Source organism: Nocardioides turkmenicus (genome assembly GCF_011045035.1).
Taxonomy (GTDB): Bacteria; Actinomycetota; Actinomycetes; order Propionibacteriales; family Nocardioidaceae; genus Nocardioides; species Nocardioides turkmenicus.
Window position 1 is genome coordinate 335,047 of the sequence record NZ_JAALAA010000001.1, and the last position, 16,828, is coordinate 351,874.

The following is a 16,828-nucleotide window of genomic DNA, read 5'->3' on the forward strand; positions in this document are numbered from 1 at the left end:
GTCCTGATCAGGCCGTTCGTCCAATGTTTACGGCCCGATCGGAGTCAGCCGTCGGTGCGTCGCGCTGGGCCCGGCGTGAGGCCGCCGGCGGCTAGCGGCTCCCCACAGGCGCGGCAATGCACGTGTGCGACAAACTCCTCGCCACAACTGTGTACGAACGGGGCCGGATCGGCCCCTGGACGGGCGTGGTCGCTCCCCCAGCGCTTGAGCGTGAGCAGCACCGGGGAGAGCGCACGACCGGCCGCGGTGAGCCGGTACTCGTAGCGGACCGGACGGTCGCTGTACTGCTCCCGGGCGATCACCCCGTGCTCGACCAGCTTGCGCAGCCGCACGGTGAGCACGTCGCGCGGCGCGCCGGTGTTGCGCGCGATCTGGGAGAACCGGAGCTGGTCGTAGAAGAGCTCGCGTACGACGAGCAGGCTCCAGCGGTCCCCGACGATCTCCAGCGCGTCGGCGATCGTGCACTCGCGGGGGCTCGCGACGGCAGGTACGTCCGGCATGCCGCCAGTCTCCCGCTCGCCGGTCCTCGCCCCAAACCTGTGGCCGAAGACCCGACTGGCCCGGCACCCCCCGAAGGGATGCCGGGCCAGTGGTCGGCACGCCGTTGTGCCTGGGTGCTCAGCCTCGGTGCGTCGGCCTCAGGCCGTGAGCTGCCGGTCCGTCGGGCGGATCGGCGCGGGCAGGTTGGTCGAGCCGGTGAGGTAGGTGTCGACCGCGGCCGCGGCGGCGCGGCCCTCGGCGATCGCCCACACGATCAGCGACTGGCCGCGACCCGCGTCGCCGGCGACGTACACGCCGGGGACGGAGGTGGCGAAGGAGTCGTCGCGGGCGACGTTGCCGCGAGCGTCGTACTCGACACCCAGCTGGGTGAGGAGACCATCCTTCTCCGGGCCGGTGAAGCCCATCGCCAGCAGTACCAGGTCGGCGGGGATCTCCTTCTCGGTCCCCTCCTTCTCGACCAGCTTGCCGTCGACGAACTCGACCTCGACGAGCCGCAGCGCGCGTACGCGGCCGTCCCCGGTGCCGAGGAACTCCTTGGTGGACACGGAGTAGACCCGCTCGCCGCCCTCCTCGTGCGCGGACGCGACCCGGTAGGTCATCGGGTAGGTCGGCCACGGCTGGCCCTCGGGGCGGTCCTCCGGCGGACGCGGCATGATCTCGAGCTGGGTGATCGACTCCGCGCCCTGGCGGATCGCGGTGCCGAGGCAGTCGGCGCCGGTGTCACCGCCACCGATGATGACGACGTGCTTGCCCTCGGCCAGGATCTGGTCGGGGACCGCCTCGCCGAGCGAGGCCCGGTTGGCCTGCGGGAGGTACTCCATCGCCTGGTGGATCCCGTCGAGCTCGCGCCCGGGGACCGGCAGGTCGCGGCCGACGGTCGAGCCGTTGGCCAGCACGATGGCGTCGTAGCGGTCCTGGAGCTGCGCGCCGGTGATGTCGGTGCCGACGTCGACGCCCGCACGGAAGACCGTGCCCTCGCGACGCATCTGCGCCAGGCGCTGGTCGACCTGCGACTTCTCCATCTTGAACTCCGGGATGCCGTAGCGCAGCAGCCCGCCGATCTTGTCGGCCCGCTCGTAGACGGCCACGGTGTGGCCCGCCCGGGTGAGCTGCTGGGCGGCGGCCAGGCCCGCAGGGCCGGAGCCGATGACGGCGACCGCCTTGCCGGAGAGCCACTCGGGCGGCTGCGGCTTGACGTGGCCGGCGTCCCAGGCCTTGTCGATGATCGAGACCTCGATGTTCTTGATGGTCACCGCGGGCTGGTTGATCCCCAGCACGCAGGCGGCCTCGCACGGAGCCGGGCAGAGACGACCGGTGAACTCCGGGAAGTTGTTGGTCGCGTGCAGGCGCTCCGAGGCGCCCTCCCAGTCGTTGCGCCAGACCAGGTCGTTCCACTCGGGGATGATGTTGCCCAGCGGGCAGCCCTGGTGGCAGAACGGGATGCCGCAGTCCATGCAGCGCGAGGCCTGGGTGTTGATGATCGGCAGCAGGGTCTTGCCGACCTTGCCGGGGTAGACCTCGTGCCAGTCCTTGACCCGCTCCTCGACGGGACGACGCGTCGCGACCTCACGGCCGTTCTTCAGAAAGCCCTTTGGGTCAGCCACAGTTGGCCTCCTTCATCCACTTGGCAAGGTCAGCCATGCTGTGCTGAATTTTCATGGACTTCGCAAGCTCATCCATGAAGTACCTCCATAATCCGAGCAGCGGCCTCGTCCTCGTCGAGGCCCTCCTCGAGGGCCTCCTCCTGGGCTTCGAGCACGCGCTTGTAGTCACTGGGCATGACCTGCGTGAAGCGGGTCAGAGAGTTCGGCCAGTCGGCCAGGAGCGCCTCGGCGACGGCCGAGCCGGTCTCCTCGAGGTGGTCGCGGACGAGCTGCTCGAGCTCGCCGGCGTACTTCTCCTCGACACCGGTGGCGTCGACCAGCTCGCCGTTGAGCCGCTGCTCCGCGAAGTCGAGGACCCAGGCGATACCGCCGGACATACCGGCGGCGAAGTTGCGCCCGGTCGGGCCGAGCACGACGACACGACCACCGGTCATGTACTCGCAGCCGTGGTCGCCGACACCCTCGGTGACGATGCTGGCACCGGAGTTGCGGACCGCGGCCCGCTCCCCCACGCCACCGCGGATGTGGATCCGCCCGCTGGTGGCGCCGTAGGCCAGCGTGTTGCCGGCGATGATGTGCTCCTCGGCCTTGAACCCGGCCGTACGCTCCGGGCGGATCACCACGCGACCGCCGGAGAGACCCTTGCCGACGTAGTCGTTGGCGTCACCCTCGAGGCGGAGCGTGAGCCCGCGCGGGATGAAGGCCCCGAAGGACTGGCCCGCGGAGCCGGTGAAGGTGATGTCGATCGTGCCCTCGGGCAGGCCCTCACCGCGGTAGCGCTTGGTGATCTCGTGGCCGAGGATCGTGCCGACGGTGCGGTTGACGTTGCGGATCGGCAGCTGGGCGCGCACGGGCTCGCCGCGCTCGAGCGCCGGAGCCGCGAGCGGCACCAGCTCCTTGACGTCCAGAGACTTCTCCAGGCCGTGGTCCTGGCCCTTGGTGTTGTAGAGGTCCTGGTCGGCGAACTGCTCCGGCGACTCGACCCGGGCGAAGATCGGCGACAGGTCGAGCCCGGAGGCCTTCCAGTGGTCGATCGCGTCACGGGCGTCGAGCGCCTCGGCGTGGCCGACGGCCTCGTCGATGCTCCGGAAGCCGAGCTCGGCGAGGAGCTCGCGGACCTCCTCGGCGACGTAGCGCATGAAGTTGACGACGTACTCCGCCTTGCCGGTGAACCGCTCGCGCAGGACCGGGTTCTGGGTGGCGACGCCGACCGGGCAGGTGTCGAGGTGGCAGACCCGCATCATGACGCAGCCGGAGACGACCAGCGGCGCGGTGGCGAAGCCGAACTCCTCGGCGCCGAGCAGCGCGGCGATGACCACGTCGCGGCCGGTCTTGAGCTGGCCGTCGGTCTGCACCACGATCCGGTCGCGCAGGCCGTTGAGGAGCAGCGTCTGCTGCGCCTCGGCGAGGCCGAGCTCCCAGGGACCGCCCGCGTGCTTGAGCGAGGTCAGCGGGGAGGCGCCGGTGCCGCCGTCGTGACCGGAGATCAGGACCACGTCGGCGTGGGCCTTGGAGACGCCCGCGGCGACGGTGCCGACGCCGACCTCGGCCACGAGCTTCACGTGGACGCGAGCGCTCGGGTTGGCGTTCTTCAGGTCGTGGATCAGCTGGGCGAGATCCTCGATCGAGTAGATGTCGTGGTGCGGCGGCGGGGAGATGAGCCCCACGCCCGGCGTCGAGTGACGCGTCTTGGCCACCCACGGGTAGACCTTGTGGCCGGGCAGCTGACCGCCCTCACCGGGCTTGGCGCCCTGGGCCATCTTGATCTGGATGTCGTCGGCGTTGGTGAGGTATTCGCTCGTGACGCCGAAGCGACCCGACGCGACCTGCTTGATCGACGAGCGACGCTCGGGGTCGTAGAGACGCTCCGGGTCCTCGCCGCCCTCACCGGTGTTGGACTTGCCGCCCAGGATGTTCATCGCGACGGCGAGCGTCTCGTGAGCCTCCTTGGAGATCGAGCCGTACGACATCGCGCCGGTCGAGAAGCGCTTGACGATCGCCTCCACGGGCTCGACCTCGTCGATCGAGACCTTCTGGCGGCCCATTTCCTCGGCGCTCTTGAGCTTGAAGAGGCCACGCAGCGTCATCAGCCGCTCGGACTGCTCGTTGACGCGGTCTGTGTACTGCTTGAACACGTCGTAGCGGCCGGTGCGGGTCGCGTGCTGGAGCCGGAAGACGGTCTCCGGGTCGAACAGGTGCGGCTCGCCCTCGCGGCGCCACTGGTATTCGCCGCCGATGGGCAGCGCGCGGTGGGCGTTGGCGACGCCGTCGCGCGGGTAGGCGGTGGCGTGGCGCTTGGCGACCTCCTCGGCGATCACGTCGAGGCCGACGCCGCCGAGCTTGGAGGTGGTGCCGGTGAAGTAGCGGTCCACGACCTCCTTGGACAGGCCGACGGCCTCGAAGATCTGCGCGCCGGTGTAGGAGGCGACCGTGGAGACGCCGATCTTCGACATCACCTTGAGGACGCCCTTGCCGAGCGCCTTGATGGTGTTGGCCATCGCCTGCTCGGCGTCGGCCTTCACGTAGTAGCCCTCGTAGGCGAGGTCCTCGACGGACTCGACCGCCAGGTAGGGGTTGACCGCGGCCGCGCCGTAGCCGATCAGCAGGGCGACGTGGTGGACCTCGCGTACGTCGCCGGCCTCGACCAGCAGGCCGACCTGCGAGCGGGTGCGCTCGCGGACCAGGTGGTGGTGGACGGCGCCGGTGAGCAGCAGAGACGGGATCGGCGCCATCTCCTGGGTGGAGTGGCGGTCGGAGAGCACGATGATCCGGGCGCCGTCCTCGATCGCCTGGGAGACCTCGGCGGAGATCTCGTCCAGGCGGGTGCGGAGCGCCTCGGCACCGCCGTCGACCTCATAGAGGCCGCGGACGACGTGGACCGCGAATCCCGGCATGTCGCCGTCACGGTTGATGTGGCGGATCTTGGCCAGGTCGTCGTTGGAGATGACCGGGAAGGGCAGCACGATCTGGCGGCACGACGCCGGACCGGGGTTGAGCAGGTTGGACTCGGCGCCGATGGTGCCGGCGAGGCTGGTGACGAGCTCCTCGCGGATCGCGTCCAGCGGCGGGTTGGTGACCTGCGCGAAGAGCTGGGCGAAGTAGTCGAACAGCATCCGCGGCTTGTCGCTCAGCGCCGCGATCGGGCTGTCGGTGCCCATCGACCCGATCGGCTCGGCGCCGGTGTTGGCCATCGGCGCGAGCAGGATCCGGAGCTCCTCCTCGGTGTAGCCGAAGACCTGCTGGCGGCGAGTCACGCTCGCGTGGGTGTGGACGATGTGCTCGCGCTCGGGGATGTCCTCGAGGCGTACGAGACCGGCGTGGAGCCACTCGTCGTAGGGGTGCTCCGCGGCGAGCTCGGACTTGATCTCGTCGTCCTCGATGATGCGGTGCTCGGCGGTGTCGACCAGGAACATCTTGCCCGGCTGGACGCGGCCCTTGCGGACCACGGTCGCGGGGTCGATGTCGTCGAGCACGCCGGCCTCGGAGCCGAGCACGACCAGGCCGTCCTCGGTGACCCAGTAGCGAGAGGGACGCAGGCCGTTGCGGTCGAGGACCGCGCCGATCTGGGTGCCGTCGGTGAACACGACGCTCGCCGGACCGTCCCAGGGCTCCATCAGGCTCGAGTGGAACTCGTAGAACGCCTTGCGGGCGGGGTCCATCTCCTCGTGCTTCTCCCACGCCTCCGGGATCATCATCAGCATGGCGTGGGGCAGGCTGCGGCCGGCCAGGTGGAGCAGCTCGAGGACCTCATCGAAGGAGGCCGAGTCGGAGGCCCCCTCGGTGCAGATCGGGAAGAGCCGCTCGAGGTCGCCCGGGATCAGCTCGGACTCCAGCAGCGCCTCGCGCGCCTTCATCCAGTTGCGGTTGCCCATGACGGTGTTGATCTCGCCGTTGTGGGCGATGAACCGGAACGGGTGGCTCAGCGGCCAGCTCGGGAAGGTGTTGGTCGAGAACCGGCTGTGGACGACGGCGATCGCGGAGGCGACCCGCTCGTCGACCAGGTCGGGGAACACCTCGGCCAGCTGGGGCGTGGTGAGCATGCCCTTGTAGACGATGGTGCGGCTGGACAGCGACGGGAAGTAGACGTCGGTCTCCTTCTCCGCGCGCTTGCGCAGGCAGAAGGCGAGCCGCTCCAGGGCCAGGCCCGTCACACGCTGCTTGGCGCCGGCGACGAAGAGCTGGCGGAAGGTCGGCATGACCGCCTTCGCGGTGGCGCCGAGGGAGTCCGGGTTGACCGGTACGTCACGCCAGCCGAGGACCTCGAGGCCCTCCTCGGTCGCGATGTCCTCGACCAGCTTGACGGTGCGCTCGACCTGGTCGACGTCGCCCGGGATGAAGGCGGTGCCGACGGCGTACGCACGCTCGGCCGGGAGGTCGAAGTCGACGACCTCACGCAGGAACGCGTCGGGGACCTGGAGCAGGATCCCGGCGCCGTCGCCAGAGTTGGTCTCGGCGCCGGCGGCGCCGCGGTGGTCGAGATTCACCAGGGCGCGGATGCCCTGCTTCACGATGTCGTGGCTGGCCACACCGGTCAGCGTCGCAACCATGGCGACGCCGCAGGCGTCCTTCTCGAACCGAGGGTCGTAGAGGCCCTGGGGGGATGGATACGAGTGCTCGTACGGCACCGGGATCTCCCGTCTGTCCGGGCTCGGGAGCGCACTGTCCGACGCAGCCCAATAGCCCCGGATTTCCGGCTCTGCTTCGAGCCGGGTCCGGAGCGTGGGGATGTTCTGCGACAGGTGCGCGCGCCCTTGCGGGGATGAAACTGGCAATCTGCAGGGGACAGCGTTGGCCCGCGCGAGTGCGGCTAGGTTACCACTGTGTCACGCGTAGGTTGCGAACGAGGGTCAAGGGACGGACACCCTCCCGCGGGGCGCGGCTTTGCGCCCAACTTCTGCGTCTGATCAGGCCTTTGTCGAGGATTCCTCGGCGTCGGTCCCGTTGTCGGTTCCGGTGTCGGCCCCGGTGTCGGCATCGTCGCCGACGGAGTCCTTCTCGGTGTCGCCCTTGCTGTCGGGGTCGTTCCCGGGGGCCTTGGCAGGATCGCTGTAGACCTCCTCCTCGACCTTACCCCGACCGGTGAAGGTGGCGTACGCCCACCATGCCGCGGCCAGCACGAACAGGATGATCGACATCCACTCGCTCCAGCGCAGGCCGAGCACGTCGGCCAGCTGGACGTTGTCGATGCGCAGGGTCTCGATCATGCCCCGGCCGAGGCAGTAGGCCATCACGTAGAGCGCGACCACGCGGCCGCCGCCGAGGCGCAGCTTCTTCTGCAGGTAGACGATGACGAAGAAGGCGAGGACGTCCCAGCAGAACTCGTAGAGGAACGTCGGGTGGAAGAGGGTGCCTTCGGGGAACTGGCTCGGACCCTCGGGGTAGCGCGACGGGTCGATCTCCAGGCCCCAGGGAAGGTCGGTGGGCCGCCCGAAGAGCTCCTGGTTGAACCAGTTTCCCCAGCGGCCGATGCCCATGGCGAGCAGGCAGGTCGGGGCGATGGTGTCCAGCAGCGGGACGATCTTGATGCCCTTGGTGCGGGCGCCGATGATCGCGCCCACGGCACCGAGCGCGATCGCGCCCCACACGCCGAGGCCGCCGCGCCAGATATAGAGCGCCTCGACCGGGTTGGCGCCCTCGCCGAAGTAGAGCTGCCAGTCGGTCATGACATGGTAGATCCGCCCGCCGACCAGGCCGAACGGCACCGCCCACAGCGCGATGTCCTGGATGTCACCGGCGCGCCCGCCGCGTGCCTGCCAGCGCTTCTCCGAGACCCAGACGGCGACGATGATGCCGAGGATGATCGCGAACGCGTAGCCGCGCAGCGGGATCGGCCCGAGCCAGAGCACACCTTCGGCCGGGCTGGGGATGGACATCGGGAGCATCATGCGGCGGTTTCTTCCTCAAGAAGGTGGTGGATGTCGTCGGCGAACTGCTTGGGCGAGGTGTTCATCGACCACACGACCCGCGCCTCTCCCCCGATGACTGCGGAGACGTGGGTGTCGTGGACCCCGAGATCGTAGCCCCCGCTCGGTAGCCGGTCGGCCTCCCCGACGTAGAGCCGCATCGACTCGGCCAGGGTGACGATGTCCTTCAGGTCGCCGGTGAGGCCGATGAAGTCGTCGTCGTAGCGCTCGAGATACTTCTCGAGCACCTCGGTCGTGTCGCGCGCCGGGTCGGTGGTCACGAAGACCACGTCGACCTTCTGACGCTCGGCGTCGTCGAGCCGGGTCAGCGCGGCGGTCAGGCTCGACATGACCAGCGGGCACTCGTCGGGGCACTGGGTGTAGCCGTAGAACACCAGCGTCAGCGGCTTGTCCGCGTCGGTCGCCAGCGAGTACGGCTCGCCGTCGGTGTCGGTCAGGGCGGTGTCGGAGAGCTGGTACGGGGTGTGCTCCTGCCCGGTCATCGCCGAGGCCGGCGCCTGGCCGGTGCCGGCGGCGCCGCAGCCGCTGACGACCCCGACGAGGACGAGCAGGACGGTCGATACGAGGAACCTCAACGTGCGCGGACTCCCGCGGCCAGGTCCTCGGTCAGGTGCGCCAGCGCCTTGAGCGCCGCCTGCTCGTCGGAGCGGTTGTCCAGCAGCGTACGCACGAAGGCTGAGCCGACGATGACGCCGTCGGCGTACGCGGCCATCTCCGCCGCCTGGGCGCCGTTGCTGACCCCGAGGCCGACCCCGACCGGCAGGTCGGTGGTCTGCCGCGTGCGGGCGACGAGCGGGGCGGCCAGCTCGGAGGTCTTGGCGCGGGCGCCGGTGACGCCCATGACCGCGGTGGCGTAGACGAAGCCGCGGCACTGGGCCGTGGTCATCGCGATCCGCTCGTCGGTGCTGCTCGGCGCCACCAGGAAGACCTTGTCGAGGTCGCGGGCGTCGGCGGCCTCGATCCACTCCGGCGCGAAGTCGGGGGTGATGTCGGGCGTGATCAGGCCGGCGCCGCCGGCGTCCTGGAGCTGCTGGGCGAAGCGGTCGACGCCGCGGCGCTCGATCGGGTTCCAACTGGTCATCACCAGGGTCGGCACCCCGGTCGCAGCCACGGCCTCGACGACGCGGAACACGTCGTCGACGCGTACGCCGCCGTCGAGGGCCTGCTGCACGGCGTCCTGGATCGTGGGGCCGTCCATGACCGGGTCGGAGTAGGGCAGGCCGATCTCGATGATGTCGCAGCCCGCCTCGACCATCGTGGTCAGCGCCTCGATCGAGCCCTCCACCGACGGGAAGCCCGCTGGCAGGTAGCCGACCAGGGCGGCGCGGTCCTCGGCCTTCGCCTTCTCGAACGCTACCGACGTGCTCACTTGCTCTCTCCCAAACCGAAGTAGTCGATGGCCGTGCCCATGTCCTTGTCGCCGCGACCGGACAGGTTGATCAGGATCGTGGCGCCCTCACCGTGACGCTCCTTGATCTCCGGGGCGATCTTGATGGCACCGGCGATCGCGTGGGCCGACTCGATCGCCGGGATGATGCCCTCGGAGCGCGAGAGCAGCGCGAAGGCGTCCATCGCCTCCTTGTCGGTGATGCTCGTGTAGCTCGCCCGGCCGGACTTGGCGAGCCAGGCGTGCTGCGGCCCGACGCCCGGGTAGTCGAGGCCGGCGGAGATCGAGTGGGACTCGATGGTCTGGCCGTCCTCGTCCTGCAGCACGTAGGTGCGGGCGCCGTGGAGCACGCCCGGGTCGTTGGCCTGGATGGTCGCGGCGTGACGGCCGGTCTCGAAGCCGTCTCCGCCGGCCTCGAAGCCGTGGATCTCGACGTCCTTGTCGTCGAGGAACGCGGTGAAGAGGCCGATCGCGTTGGAGCCGCCGCCGACCGCGGCGACGACGGCGTTCGGGAGACCACCGAACTGCTCGAGCGACTGGGCCCGGGCCTCGTCGCCGATGCCGCGCACGATGTCGCGGACCAGCGTCGGGAACGGGTGGGGCCCGGCAGCGGTGCCGAACAGGTAGGCGGTGTGGTCGACGCTGGCGACCCAGTCGCGCAGCGCCTCGTTGATGGCGTCCTTGAGGGTGCCGCTGCCGGAGGGAACCGGGACGACCTCGGCGCCGAGAAGCCGCATCCGGGCCACGTTGAGCGCCTGGCGGTCGGTGTCGACCTTGCCCATGTAGACGGTGCAGTCGAGCCCGAAGTAGGCGGCCGCGGTCGCGGAGGCCACACCGTGCTGGCCGGCGCCGGTCTCGGCGATCACCCGCGTCTTGCCCATCCGCTTGGTGAGGAGCGCCTGACCCAGGACGTTGCGGATCTTGTGGGCGCCGGTGTGGTTGAGGTCCTCGCGCTTGAGGAGGATCCGCACACCGAGCTGCTCGGAGAGCCGGGTCGCGTGGTAGAGCGGGCTCGGCAGGTTGGCGTAGTCACGCAGGATCGCGTCGAACTCCTTCACGAACTCCGGGTCCGCCTTGGCCTGCTGCCAGGCCTCGTCGAGCTCGATGAGCGCCTTCATCAGCGCCTCGGGCATGAAGCGGCCGCCGAACCCCTCGGCCTCGCCGCCGAACCAGCCGAGCTCGTCGGCGTCGTAGGACGTGGTCTCGTGAATGTGAGTTGTCATGGCTGTATCTGCTCTCGGCCTAGCCTTGGATTCCGGTGAACTCGGCGACCGTGCCTTGCGGGTCGCCATGCTTGACCAGCGCCTCCCCGACGAGGACCGCGCGGGCCCCCTCGGAGACGTGGCGCTTCACGTCGGTGGCGGTGAAGATGCCCGACTCGGCGACCTTCACCCGGTCCTCGGGGATGAGCGGCGCGAGCCGTCCGAAGACGTCCTGGTCGATCTCCAGCGTCTTCAGGTTGCGCGCGTTGACGCCGATCAGCTCGGCGCCGAGGTCGACCGCCCGGGCGACCTCCTCCTCGTCGTGGGTCTCGACCAGCACGGTCAGCCCCAGCTCACGAGCCTGGTCGTAGAGGCGGCGCAGGGTGTCGTCGTCCAGCGCGGCCACGATCAGCAGCGCCAGGTCGGCGCCGGCGGCCCGGGCCTCCAGCAGCTGGTAGTGCTCGACGATGAAGTCCTTGCGCAGGATCGGCGTCTCGACCGCGGCGCGGACCGCGCGCAGGTCGTCGAGGGAGCCGCCGAAGCGGCGCTCCTCGGTGAGCACCGAGATCGCGGCGGCACCACCGGCGGCGTACTTCCGGGCCAGCTCGGCCGGGTCGGGGATGTCGGCCAGAGCGCCCTTGGAGGGGCTCTTCCGCTTCACCTCGGCGATCACGCTGCTGCCCGGCGCACGGAAGTGCGGCATCGGGTCGCGCGGCGCGTCGACGTCGGCCAGACGGGCCCGCAGGTCCGCCTCCGACACCGTCTCCTGGCGCTTCGCCAGGTCCAGACGTACGCCGTCGATGATCTTTTCGAGCACCGACATGTTTAAACCTCTCGTTTCTGGGTATGACCCACGTGCAAAGCCTCTCACCCGAACCGTGACACGCCCGATTTGGCGCCACAGTGCGGGCAGCAACGGCTACTTTGCTTCCAACTCATCAACACTCGGCTGACTTTGGAGGTCAGGACATGAGCTACGGAACACCGCCCCCGCCGCCGCCGCAGTACGGCGCGCCGACTCCACCTGGCGGCGCTCAACCACAGGGCACGTCCGTCTTGGCGATCATCTCCCTCGTCAGCGGAATCGTCAGCGTCCTCTGCTGCTCGATCTTCGTGTTCAACATCGTCGCCGTCGTCACGGGCCTCCTTGCGCTCAAGGAGATCAACCGCGGCGAGAAGACCGGAAAGGGCATGGCGATGACTGGCCTCATCCTGGGCGCCGTTTTCCTGCTCTTCGCTGTCATCTACTGGGTCCTCGTAGCCAGCGGAGTCATTCCGTCGCAGTTCGAGTACTCGAGCGGGAACATCAACTGAGCGAAGACGAGAACGAGGCCCCCGGCGGATCCGCCGGGGGCCTCGCTGTCTCACAGGCTCAGTGTGACTCGACGTTGAAGCCGAGCTTGGCGAGCACGATGAAGAGCAGACCACCGGCGATGGTGACGGCCACGCCGATCCAGAAGATCAGCCAGCTGATCGGCTCGAGCATCATGGCGACGCTGCCGATGAGGAAGCCGAGGAGGCCGACCGCGACTGCGATCCAGGCTGCCGGGGTGTTGCCGTGGCTGGCGGACATGCGATGCTCCTCTACGAGTTCTCTTTGCTTGGCTGCAGTGTATTCACTGATCACCGGATGTCGGGTCCCGACCCTCGTCCAACGACTTCCAGACGTCGATCGTGGACTGCTCCTCCAGCGGTTTCCGCTCCGGCCTGGCGTCGCCGGGGGCGTCGTAGCGGCGGCCCATCTCGGGCCACGAACGAGCCAGGAGCACGGCGGCGACGGCCGCCGCGATGGTCACGACGGCGCCGAGCAGGGCCAGGTAGGGCCACGGGGTCGTGGTGTGCTCGGTCTCGCCCCAGACGACCTCGGAGTCGATCGCCCGGCCGAGCGCGTCGATCCCGGCGTGGCCGAAGAAGGTGACGATCACACCGATCCCGGCCAGGCCGGCGAGGGCGGCCACGAGGCGGCGTACGAGACCTCGGGTGACCAGCACCACGCCCCAGGCCGCGAGCGCGACCAGGGCCAGGCCGGTGGTGGCCGGCGAGTCGTTGAGGTCGGCCGGCATCTGGGCCGGCGCGGTCACCTTCACCCACTCGTTGGAGCCCGCCCAGGCGGCCAGGGCCGCGCCGGCGAGACCGGCGCCGACGGTGGGGCCGAACGACGATCTCACGAGATCAGGCCGGCGTCGAAGCAGGTGTGGTCGCCGGTGTGACAGGCGGGACCCTCCTGGTCGACCTTGAGCAGGATCGTGTCGCCGTCGCAGTCCAGGCGGACCTCCTTGACGTGCTGCCGGTGGCCGGAGGTCTCCCCCTTGACCCAGTACTCCTGCCGGCTGCGGGACCAGTACGTCGCCCGACCGGTCGCGAGCGTGCGCGCAAGGGCCTCGTCGTCCATGTAGCCGAGCATCAGCACCTCACCGGTGTCGTGCTGCTGCACCACCGCGGGCACCAGCCCGTCGGGGTCGCGCTTGAGCCGGTCGGCGATGGTGGGGTCAAGAGAGCTCACACGTCCAGTATCCCCACGGCACCCGAGCCTCCGCACATCCGTCTCTGTAACGAGGTTGCACGGGCACGGCGATTCACCTGTCGCGGCATGCAGACCCATGCAAAGATGCGCACGCAAAACTCGGCCCACCACACACCGGGCCGGGTTCCACACTATGACCGTCGCGGTCAACACACACTAGAGGTATAGCGCATGTCTGGTTACACCCCGTCCGAGAAGCCCGGAACCGACACCACTGGTCTCGTTCTCGGGATCCTGGTCACCCTGTTCTGCTGCCTGCCGTTCGGCATCGTCGCGATCGTCAAGGCCGTTCAGGGCGATGGCGCGGGCGCGAAGAAGTGGGCCGGCATCGGTGCGGCCGTCGGTGTTGTGCTCATCGTTCTGTACATCATCCTGATCGCGGTCGGCGCGGTCAGCATGGGTGGTTCGACCACCACCTACTGAACTCTCGTTCGCAAACAATGACACGAGCGCGTGCGGGGCTCGTCCCACTGACCGTCGTGGCCGGTGGGGCGGGCCTCGCGGCCGTCTTCGTCACAGCTCCCGAGCTCATCGCCTACGTGCCGCCGTGCCCGATCCACGCACTCACCGGCATCGACTGCCCCGGGTGCGGGATGACACGCGGCACGATGTCGCTGCTCTCGGGTGACGTCGCCGGCGCGATCGACCACAACGCGTTGATGTTCCTGCTGGGGCTGCCGCTGCTCGCGCTGCTCTGGTTCTTCTGGCTCCGGGATCGAGTCGGCGGCCGTCCAGCACCCGCCTGGGCGCGCTCCCCTGCCGCGCTCTACGCCTGGCTGGCACTGACCGTGGTGTTCACGGTCGTCCGCAACCTCCCGTGGCCCCCGTTCGCAGCCCTGGCCGCCTAGCGGTGTTGCCGCGCGTTCGGCGGTTTCCCTGCAGTGGCCTGCGATTGGCGTTGACTCGCTGCTTCGGGCGTGCCAACTTTGCTTTGAAGCCAGAAGCTCTTGTTTCCTCGGGTAGAAATCTTCGTGCTGGATGTGGTTGAACTGCCGACTTTCTGAGGAAGAAGAGGAGTAGAGATCCACGACTGCACGGGGGGCCGATGAACGGGTACGAAGTAACGATCGAGGATCTACGACGCACGGCAGGAAAGTACGACGCCGTGCTCGAAGATCTCGGTTCGTCGAAGATGCCGGAGTCGGCTGTCGGGTCTGATCGGGTCGGCCACGTCCAGGTCGCCGCCTGGTTGAAAGATGTGCTGTCGCAGTCGAGAGACGCCCAACGCCAGTTGGGGAAGGGACTGGAGTCGCTGTCCGAGTATCTCCGCGACAAGGCGCGAGACTATGAGCAGGCTGACCTCGACAGTGCTCATCGGATGCAGCCGGGCATCTTCGCAGAAGGCGGTAGCAGCAAGTTGACGCCTTTGCCTGACACCCCGCGGCTGTCTGGGCAACAGCAGCCGTTGCCCCATATCTACGGCCGAGACGGCGCCCAGTTCTCCCCATTGACGCCTCCACCGTCCGACGCGTCGACGGCCAGCTGATGACGCTCCCCATGGGCGCCGAGCTCGGCGCGTCTGATGACCCGAAGGCGTTGATCGTCGGCGACAAGGCGGCGGTGGCTGAGCAAGCCACGGCGATCCTCGACGAGCAGAGGCGCATCGACAACCTGCTCGACACGATCGCTGGCCTTGCTGTTCCGACGTGGGAAGGTGGTGTCGGGAAACTCGGGTACGTCCTCAAGGCAGGGCAGGAGACGGCGAAGTTCGAGGCCTACCGCGACGCCCTCAAGGACGCAGGCACGAGCTTGAGCGGGTATGCGGACGCGTTGGCGACTGCGCAAGACCGCGCCCAGGAGGCCATCGACAAATGGAATGAGGGCGAAGCCGCGACCAAGGCGGCGTTGGCCGACCACAACGCGGCTGTCGATGGCTACAACCGCCAGGTCGAGGCGCACAATGCCGCGCTCAGAAGCGGCAGACCGGTTCCGCTGATCGGATACGTTCACCCTGGCCCGTTCGTCGACCCAGGTGAGTCTCTGCGCAAGGAAGCGGAAGAGATTCTGACCGATGCCCGCGAAAGGTTGAACGACGCCGGGAACGTAGTCGTCATGCCGGCAACTCGGGACAACGACCGCAAGGCAGGCGCGGACACCGAGGCCACTGGTCGCGGCGGTGCCTTGGGGGCGTTCGGCAGGATCTTGGGCGGATTCTTCGACATGGCTGCCGACGATCCCGCCGCCGACGGCGGGAAGTCCGGCGAACTCAAGGGTTTCGAGATAAGCCCAGACGGCAAGCAGATTCAGTTCATCGACGCCAGTGGCAAAGCGCATCAGTTTCAGATCGATGGCAAGGTTGGGGCTCAAGCAGGCGATGTGAAACTGGAGTCGGATGGAAGCCTCACCCTGAACAGCTATTCCGGCGAAGTGATCGGGAAGATCGACAAGGATGGACTCCATCTCGGCATCGGCGTCCATAAACACATCGTCGACGTCGAAGGAAATCTCAGCATCAAAGATGGGTTCCTGACGATGGGCGCCAGTGGGTACGCATACGTAGGCAGTGATGCGGAGGCAAAGCTCAGGGTCGGTCGAGACCGTGTCGAGGCGGGAGTTGACGTATCCAATGGCGCGAAAGCCGGACTCGGCGGCACGGTCAACTACGGCGGCATCGGGATCGGATTCAATGCAGAGGGCCAGACCGGGAACGGCGCCACTGGCGGCGTGAATTACGGCTGGAAGGACGGGAAGTTCAGCTTTGGCAGCGAGTTCGGCCTGACGCCCGGGATCGGAGGGACGATCAAGCCATCGGTAGAACTGGACTTCCCCGAGATGGGGCGCACGGCCCAGGAGATCATAGAGAACCCGGGCGTCGCTGCACGCGACTTGGCCGACACCGCGAATGATCTCAGCGGAGCTGTGGGCCGTGGAGCCGGATGGGCCGCGGAACATCCGGGCGAATCAGCCGAGGGTGCGATCAAGGGAGCCTTGGCGCTACCTAAGACCTATTACGACATCGGCAGGCTGGCGATGGCGAATCCCGCAGAAGCCGCCGAGATCGCTGATGGCATGACCACGAATCCCGTTGAGCAGATCAACAACATCAAGAAAGCCATTGGCCCCGACGCAGTTGACAAGATCACTATCGACGCCAGTGAAGCAAAGAACGCTGCCAAAGGCGTGGTCCATGCAGTTGGCGGCCTCTTCTGATGGCCTCCGCATTCCCGATTCCGATCGAGTTCGATCTACCCAACACGCATTGGCGCGGCGCTGATCCTGACAGTCTTGAACAAGCAGACGCGTTCGCAGTCGCACTTCGCTGGGGATCCGTGGCCGACGGGTTTGTTCCGATCCTGACCGTTCGAGGCACGTACGGAGTGGATCTGCCGAGTCTCGAGGACGCGGCCGACTCGTCGGTGGAGTCGTTGCGGTCCAACGGGGCGAGCGCCGACCTGATCAAGAGAACACGTGTCGAATCCGAACAGATGCCTGCGATCGTGCAACTCACCGAGGTCGACGCTCGCATCGATGGGTCCCGGTTCGATCTCTATCAAGCCCAAGTGATCGAAACCCTCATCGATTCGACGGACAGAAGGAAGCGCGTGATGCTTTCGTTCACCGTGACCTGTAAGTATGGGCAATTCGCGGTGGTCGGCCCGGAGTTCGAGTCGTTCATGGGGTCCGTCGTCCTCGGAGGTCGCATCTCCGGCCATGACGACATCCAGGTCTGAGCAACCGGAGCAGCG

The 16,828-nt window shown here is 68.1% G+C and carries 17 protein-coding genes; 6 read left to right on the top strand and 11 right to left on the bottom strand.

Annotated features, from left to right (window positions below; all coding sequences use genetic code 11):
• Positions 1-44: 44 nt before the first annotated feature.
• The 8 genes from G5C66_RS01600 to trpC form a co-directional block, all read right to left on the bottom strand.
• A complete protein-coding gene (locus tag G5C66_RS01600; RefSeq protein ID WP_165109029.1) occupies positions 45-500 on the bottom strand; it encodes a winged helix-turn-helix transcriptional regulator in 456 nt (151 codons plus the stop codon).
• Positions 501-638: 138 nt separating this feature from the next.
• Positions 639-2,105, bottom strand: coding sequence for a glutamate synthase small subunit (locus tag G5C66_RS01605; RefSeq protein WP_165109031.1), 1,467 nt, complete (start codon positions 2,103-2,105; stop codon positions 639-641).
• Between the two features lie 68 nt (positions 2,106-2,173).
• The gene (gene gltB / locus G5C66_RS01610) at positions 2,174-6,730 is read right to left on the bottom strand and encodes a glutamate synthase large subunit (RefSeq protein ID WP_165109034.1); all 4,557 of its coding nucleotides are present in this window, start codon (positions 6,728-6,730) and stop codon (positions 2,174-2,176) included.
• 279 nt (positions 6,731-7,009) lie between these two features.
• Complete coding sequence (gene lgt, locus G5C66_RS01615) at positions 7,010-7,978, bottom strand: prolipoprotein diacylglyceryl transferase (RefSeq protein WP_241248117.1); 969 nt, start codon at positions 7,976-7,978, stop codon at positions 7,010-7,012.
• 8 nt (positions 7,979-7,986) lie between these two features.
• On the bottom strand, positions 7,987-8,604 hold the full coding sequence (locus tag G5C66_RS01620) for an SCO family protein (RefSeq protein ID WP_165109038.1): 618 nt from the start codon (positions 8,602-8,604) through the stop codon (positions 7,987-7,989).
• Positions 8,601-9,398, bottom strand: coding sequence for a tryptophan synthase subunit alpha (gene trpA, locus G5C66_RS01625; protein WP_165109040.1), 798 nt, complete (start codon positions 9,396-9,398; stop codon positions 8,601-8,603). Before trpA ends, G5C66_RS01620 begins: the two co-directional genes overlap by 4 nt.
• Complete coding sequence (gene trpB / locus G5C66_RS01630) at positions 9,395-10,639, bottom strand: tryptophan synthase subunit beta (RefSeq protein WP_165109042.1); 1,245 nt, start codon at positions 10,637-10,639, stop codon at positions 9,395-9,397. Before trpB ends, trpA begins: the two co-directional genes overlap by 4 nt.
• 19 nt (positions 10,640-10,658) lie before the next feature.
• A complete protein-coding gene (trpC, locus tag G5C66_RS01635) occupies positions 10,659-11,441 on the bottom strand; it encodes an indole-3-glycerol phosphate synthase TrpC (protein WP_165109044.1) in 783 nt (260 codons plus the stop codon).
• A 146-nt stretch (positions 11,442-11,587) separates the two neighbouring features.
• On the opposite strand from trpC, the gene G5C66_RS01640 reads away from it, so the two are divergent.
• Entirely contained in the window at positions 11,588-11,932 is a 345-nt protein-coding gene (locus G5C66_RS01640; protein ID WP_165109046.1) for a DUF4190 domain-containing protein, read from the top strand.
• Between the two features lie 58 nt (positions 11,933-11,990).
• On the opposite strand, the gene G5C66_RS01645 is transcribed toward G5C66_RS01640, so the two are convergent.
• The 3 genes from G5C66_RS01645 to hisI are packed head-to-tail and all read right to left on the bottom strand — an operon-like array spanning position 11,991 to position 13,121.
• The gene (locus tag G5C66_RS01645) at positions 11,991-12,191 is read right to left on the bottom strand and encodes an HGxxPAAW family protein (protein ID WP_165109048.1); all 201 of its coding nucleotides are present in this window, start codon (positions 12,189-12,191) and stop codon (positions 11,991-11,993) included.
• Between the two features lie 43 nt (positions 12,192-12,234).
• The gene (locus G5C66_RS01650; protein WP_165109050.1) at positions 12,235-12,786 is read right to left on the bottom strand and encodes a Trp biosynthesis-associated membrane protein; all 552 of its coding nucleotides are present in this window, start codon (positions 12,784-12,786) and stop codon (positions 12,235-12,237) included.
• Positions 12,783-13,121 carry a phosphoribosyl-AMP cyclohydrolase gene (gene hisI, locus G5C66_RS01655; RefSeq protein ID WP_165109052.1) on the bottom strand — a complete coding sequence of 113 codons (339 nt, stop codon included), beginning with the start codon at positions 13,119-13,121 and terminating at the stop codon, positions 12,783-12,785. Before hisI ends, G5C66_RS01650 begins: the two co-directional genes overlap by 4 nt.
• Before the next feature lie 192 nt (positions 13,122-13,313).
• Here hisI and G5C66_RS01660 point away from each other — a divergent pair, with 192 nt between their 5' ends.
• The 5 genes from G5C66_RS01660 (at position 13,314) to G5C66_RS01680 (ending at position 16,813) form a co-directional block, all read left to right on the top strand.
• Positions 13,314-13,565 carry a CD225/dispanin family protein gene (locus G5C66_RS01660; RefSeq protein WP_165109054.1) on the top strand — a complete coding sequence of 84 codons (252 nt, stop codon included), beginning with the start codon at positions 13,314-13,316 and terminating at the stop codon, positions 13,563-13,565.
• A 17-nt stretch (positions 13,566-13,582) separates the two neighbouring features.
• Entirely contained in the window at positions 13,583-13,990 is a 408-nt protein-coding gene (locus G5C66_RS01665; RefSeq protein ID WP_165109056.1) for a DUF2752 domain-containing protein, read from the top strand.
• A gap of 197 nt (positions 13,991-14,187) precedes the next feature.
• Positions 14,188-14,628, top strand: a complete 441-nt coding sequence (locus G5C66_RS01670; RefSeq protein ID WP_165109058.1) for a hypothetical protein — start codon at positions 14,188-14,190, stop codon at positions 14,626-14,628.
• Between the two features lie 11 nt (positions 14,629-14,639).
• Positions 14,640-16,292 carry a putative T7SS-secreted protein gene (locus tag G5C66_RS01675; RefSeq protein WP_165109060.1) on the top strand — a complete coding sequence of 551 codons (1,653 nt, stop codon included), beginning with the start codon at positions 14,640-14,642 and terminating at the stop codon, positions 16,290-16,292.
• On the top strand, positions 16,292-16,813 hold the full coding sequence (locus tag G5C66_RS01680) for a hypothetical protein (protein ID WP_165109062.1): 522 nt from the start codon (positions 16,292-16,294) through the stop codon (positions 16,811-16,813). The genes G5C66_RS01675 and G5C66_RS01680 overlap by 1 nt, the downstream gene beginning before the upstream one ends.
• Positions 16,814-16,828: the final 15 nt, after the last annotated feature.

What these genes read in the sequence shown, in the direction of transcription:
- G5C66_RS01600 (WP_165109029.1), bottom strand. Translation starts at nt 500, where the DNA reads ATGCCGGACGTACCTGCCGTCGCGAGCCCCCGCGAGTGCACGATCGCC.
- lgt (WP_241248117.1), bottom strand. Translation starts at nt 7,978, where the DNA reads ATGTCCATCCCCAGCCCGGCCGAAGGTGTGCTCTGGCTCGGGCCGATC.
- trpB (WP_165109042.1), bottom strand. Translation starts at nt 10,639, where the DNA reads ATGACAACTCACATTCACGAGACCACGTCCTACGACGCCGACGAGCTC.
- trpC (WP_165109044.1), bottom strand. Translation starts at nt 11,441, where the DNA reads ATGTCGGTGCTCGAAAAGATCATCGACGGCGTACGTCTGGACCTGGCG.
- G5C66_RS01640 (WP_165109046.1), top strand. Translation starts at nt 11,588, where the DNA reads ATGAGCTACGGAACACCGCCCCCGCCGCCGCCGCAGTACGGCGCGCCG.
- G5C66_RS01645 (WP_165109048.1), bottom strand. Translation starts at nt 12,191, where the DNA reads ATGTCCGCCAGCCACGGCAACACCCCGGCAGCCTGGATCGCAGTCGCG.
- G5C66_RS01660 (WP_165109054.1), top strand. Translation starts at nt 13,314, where the DNA reads ATGTCTGGTTACACCCCGTCCGAGAAGCCCGGAACCGACACCACTGGT.
- G5C66_RS01665 (WP_165109056.1), top strand. Translation starts at nt 13,583, where the DNA reads ATGACACGAGCGCGTGCGGGGCTCGTCCCACTGACCGTCGTGGCCGGT.
- G5C66_RS01670 (WP_165109058.1), top strand. Translation starts at nt 14,188, where the DNA reads ATGAACGGGTACGAAGTAACGATCGAGGATCTACGACGCACGGCAGGA.
- G5C66_RS01675 (WP_165109060.1), top strand. Translation starts at nt 14,640, where the DNA reads ATGGGCGCCGAGCTCGGCGCGTCTGATGACCCGAAGGCGTTGATCGTC.
- G5C66_RS01680 (WP_165109062.1), top strand. Translation starts at nt 16,292, where the DNA reads ATGGCCTCCGCATTCCCGATTCCGATCGAGTTCGATCTACCCAACACG.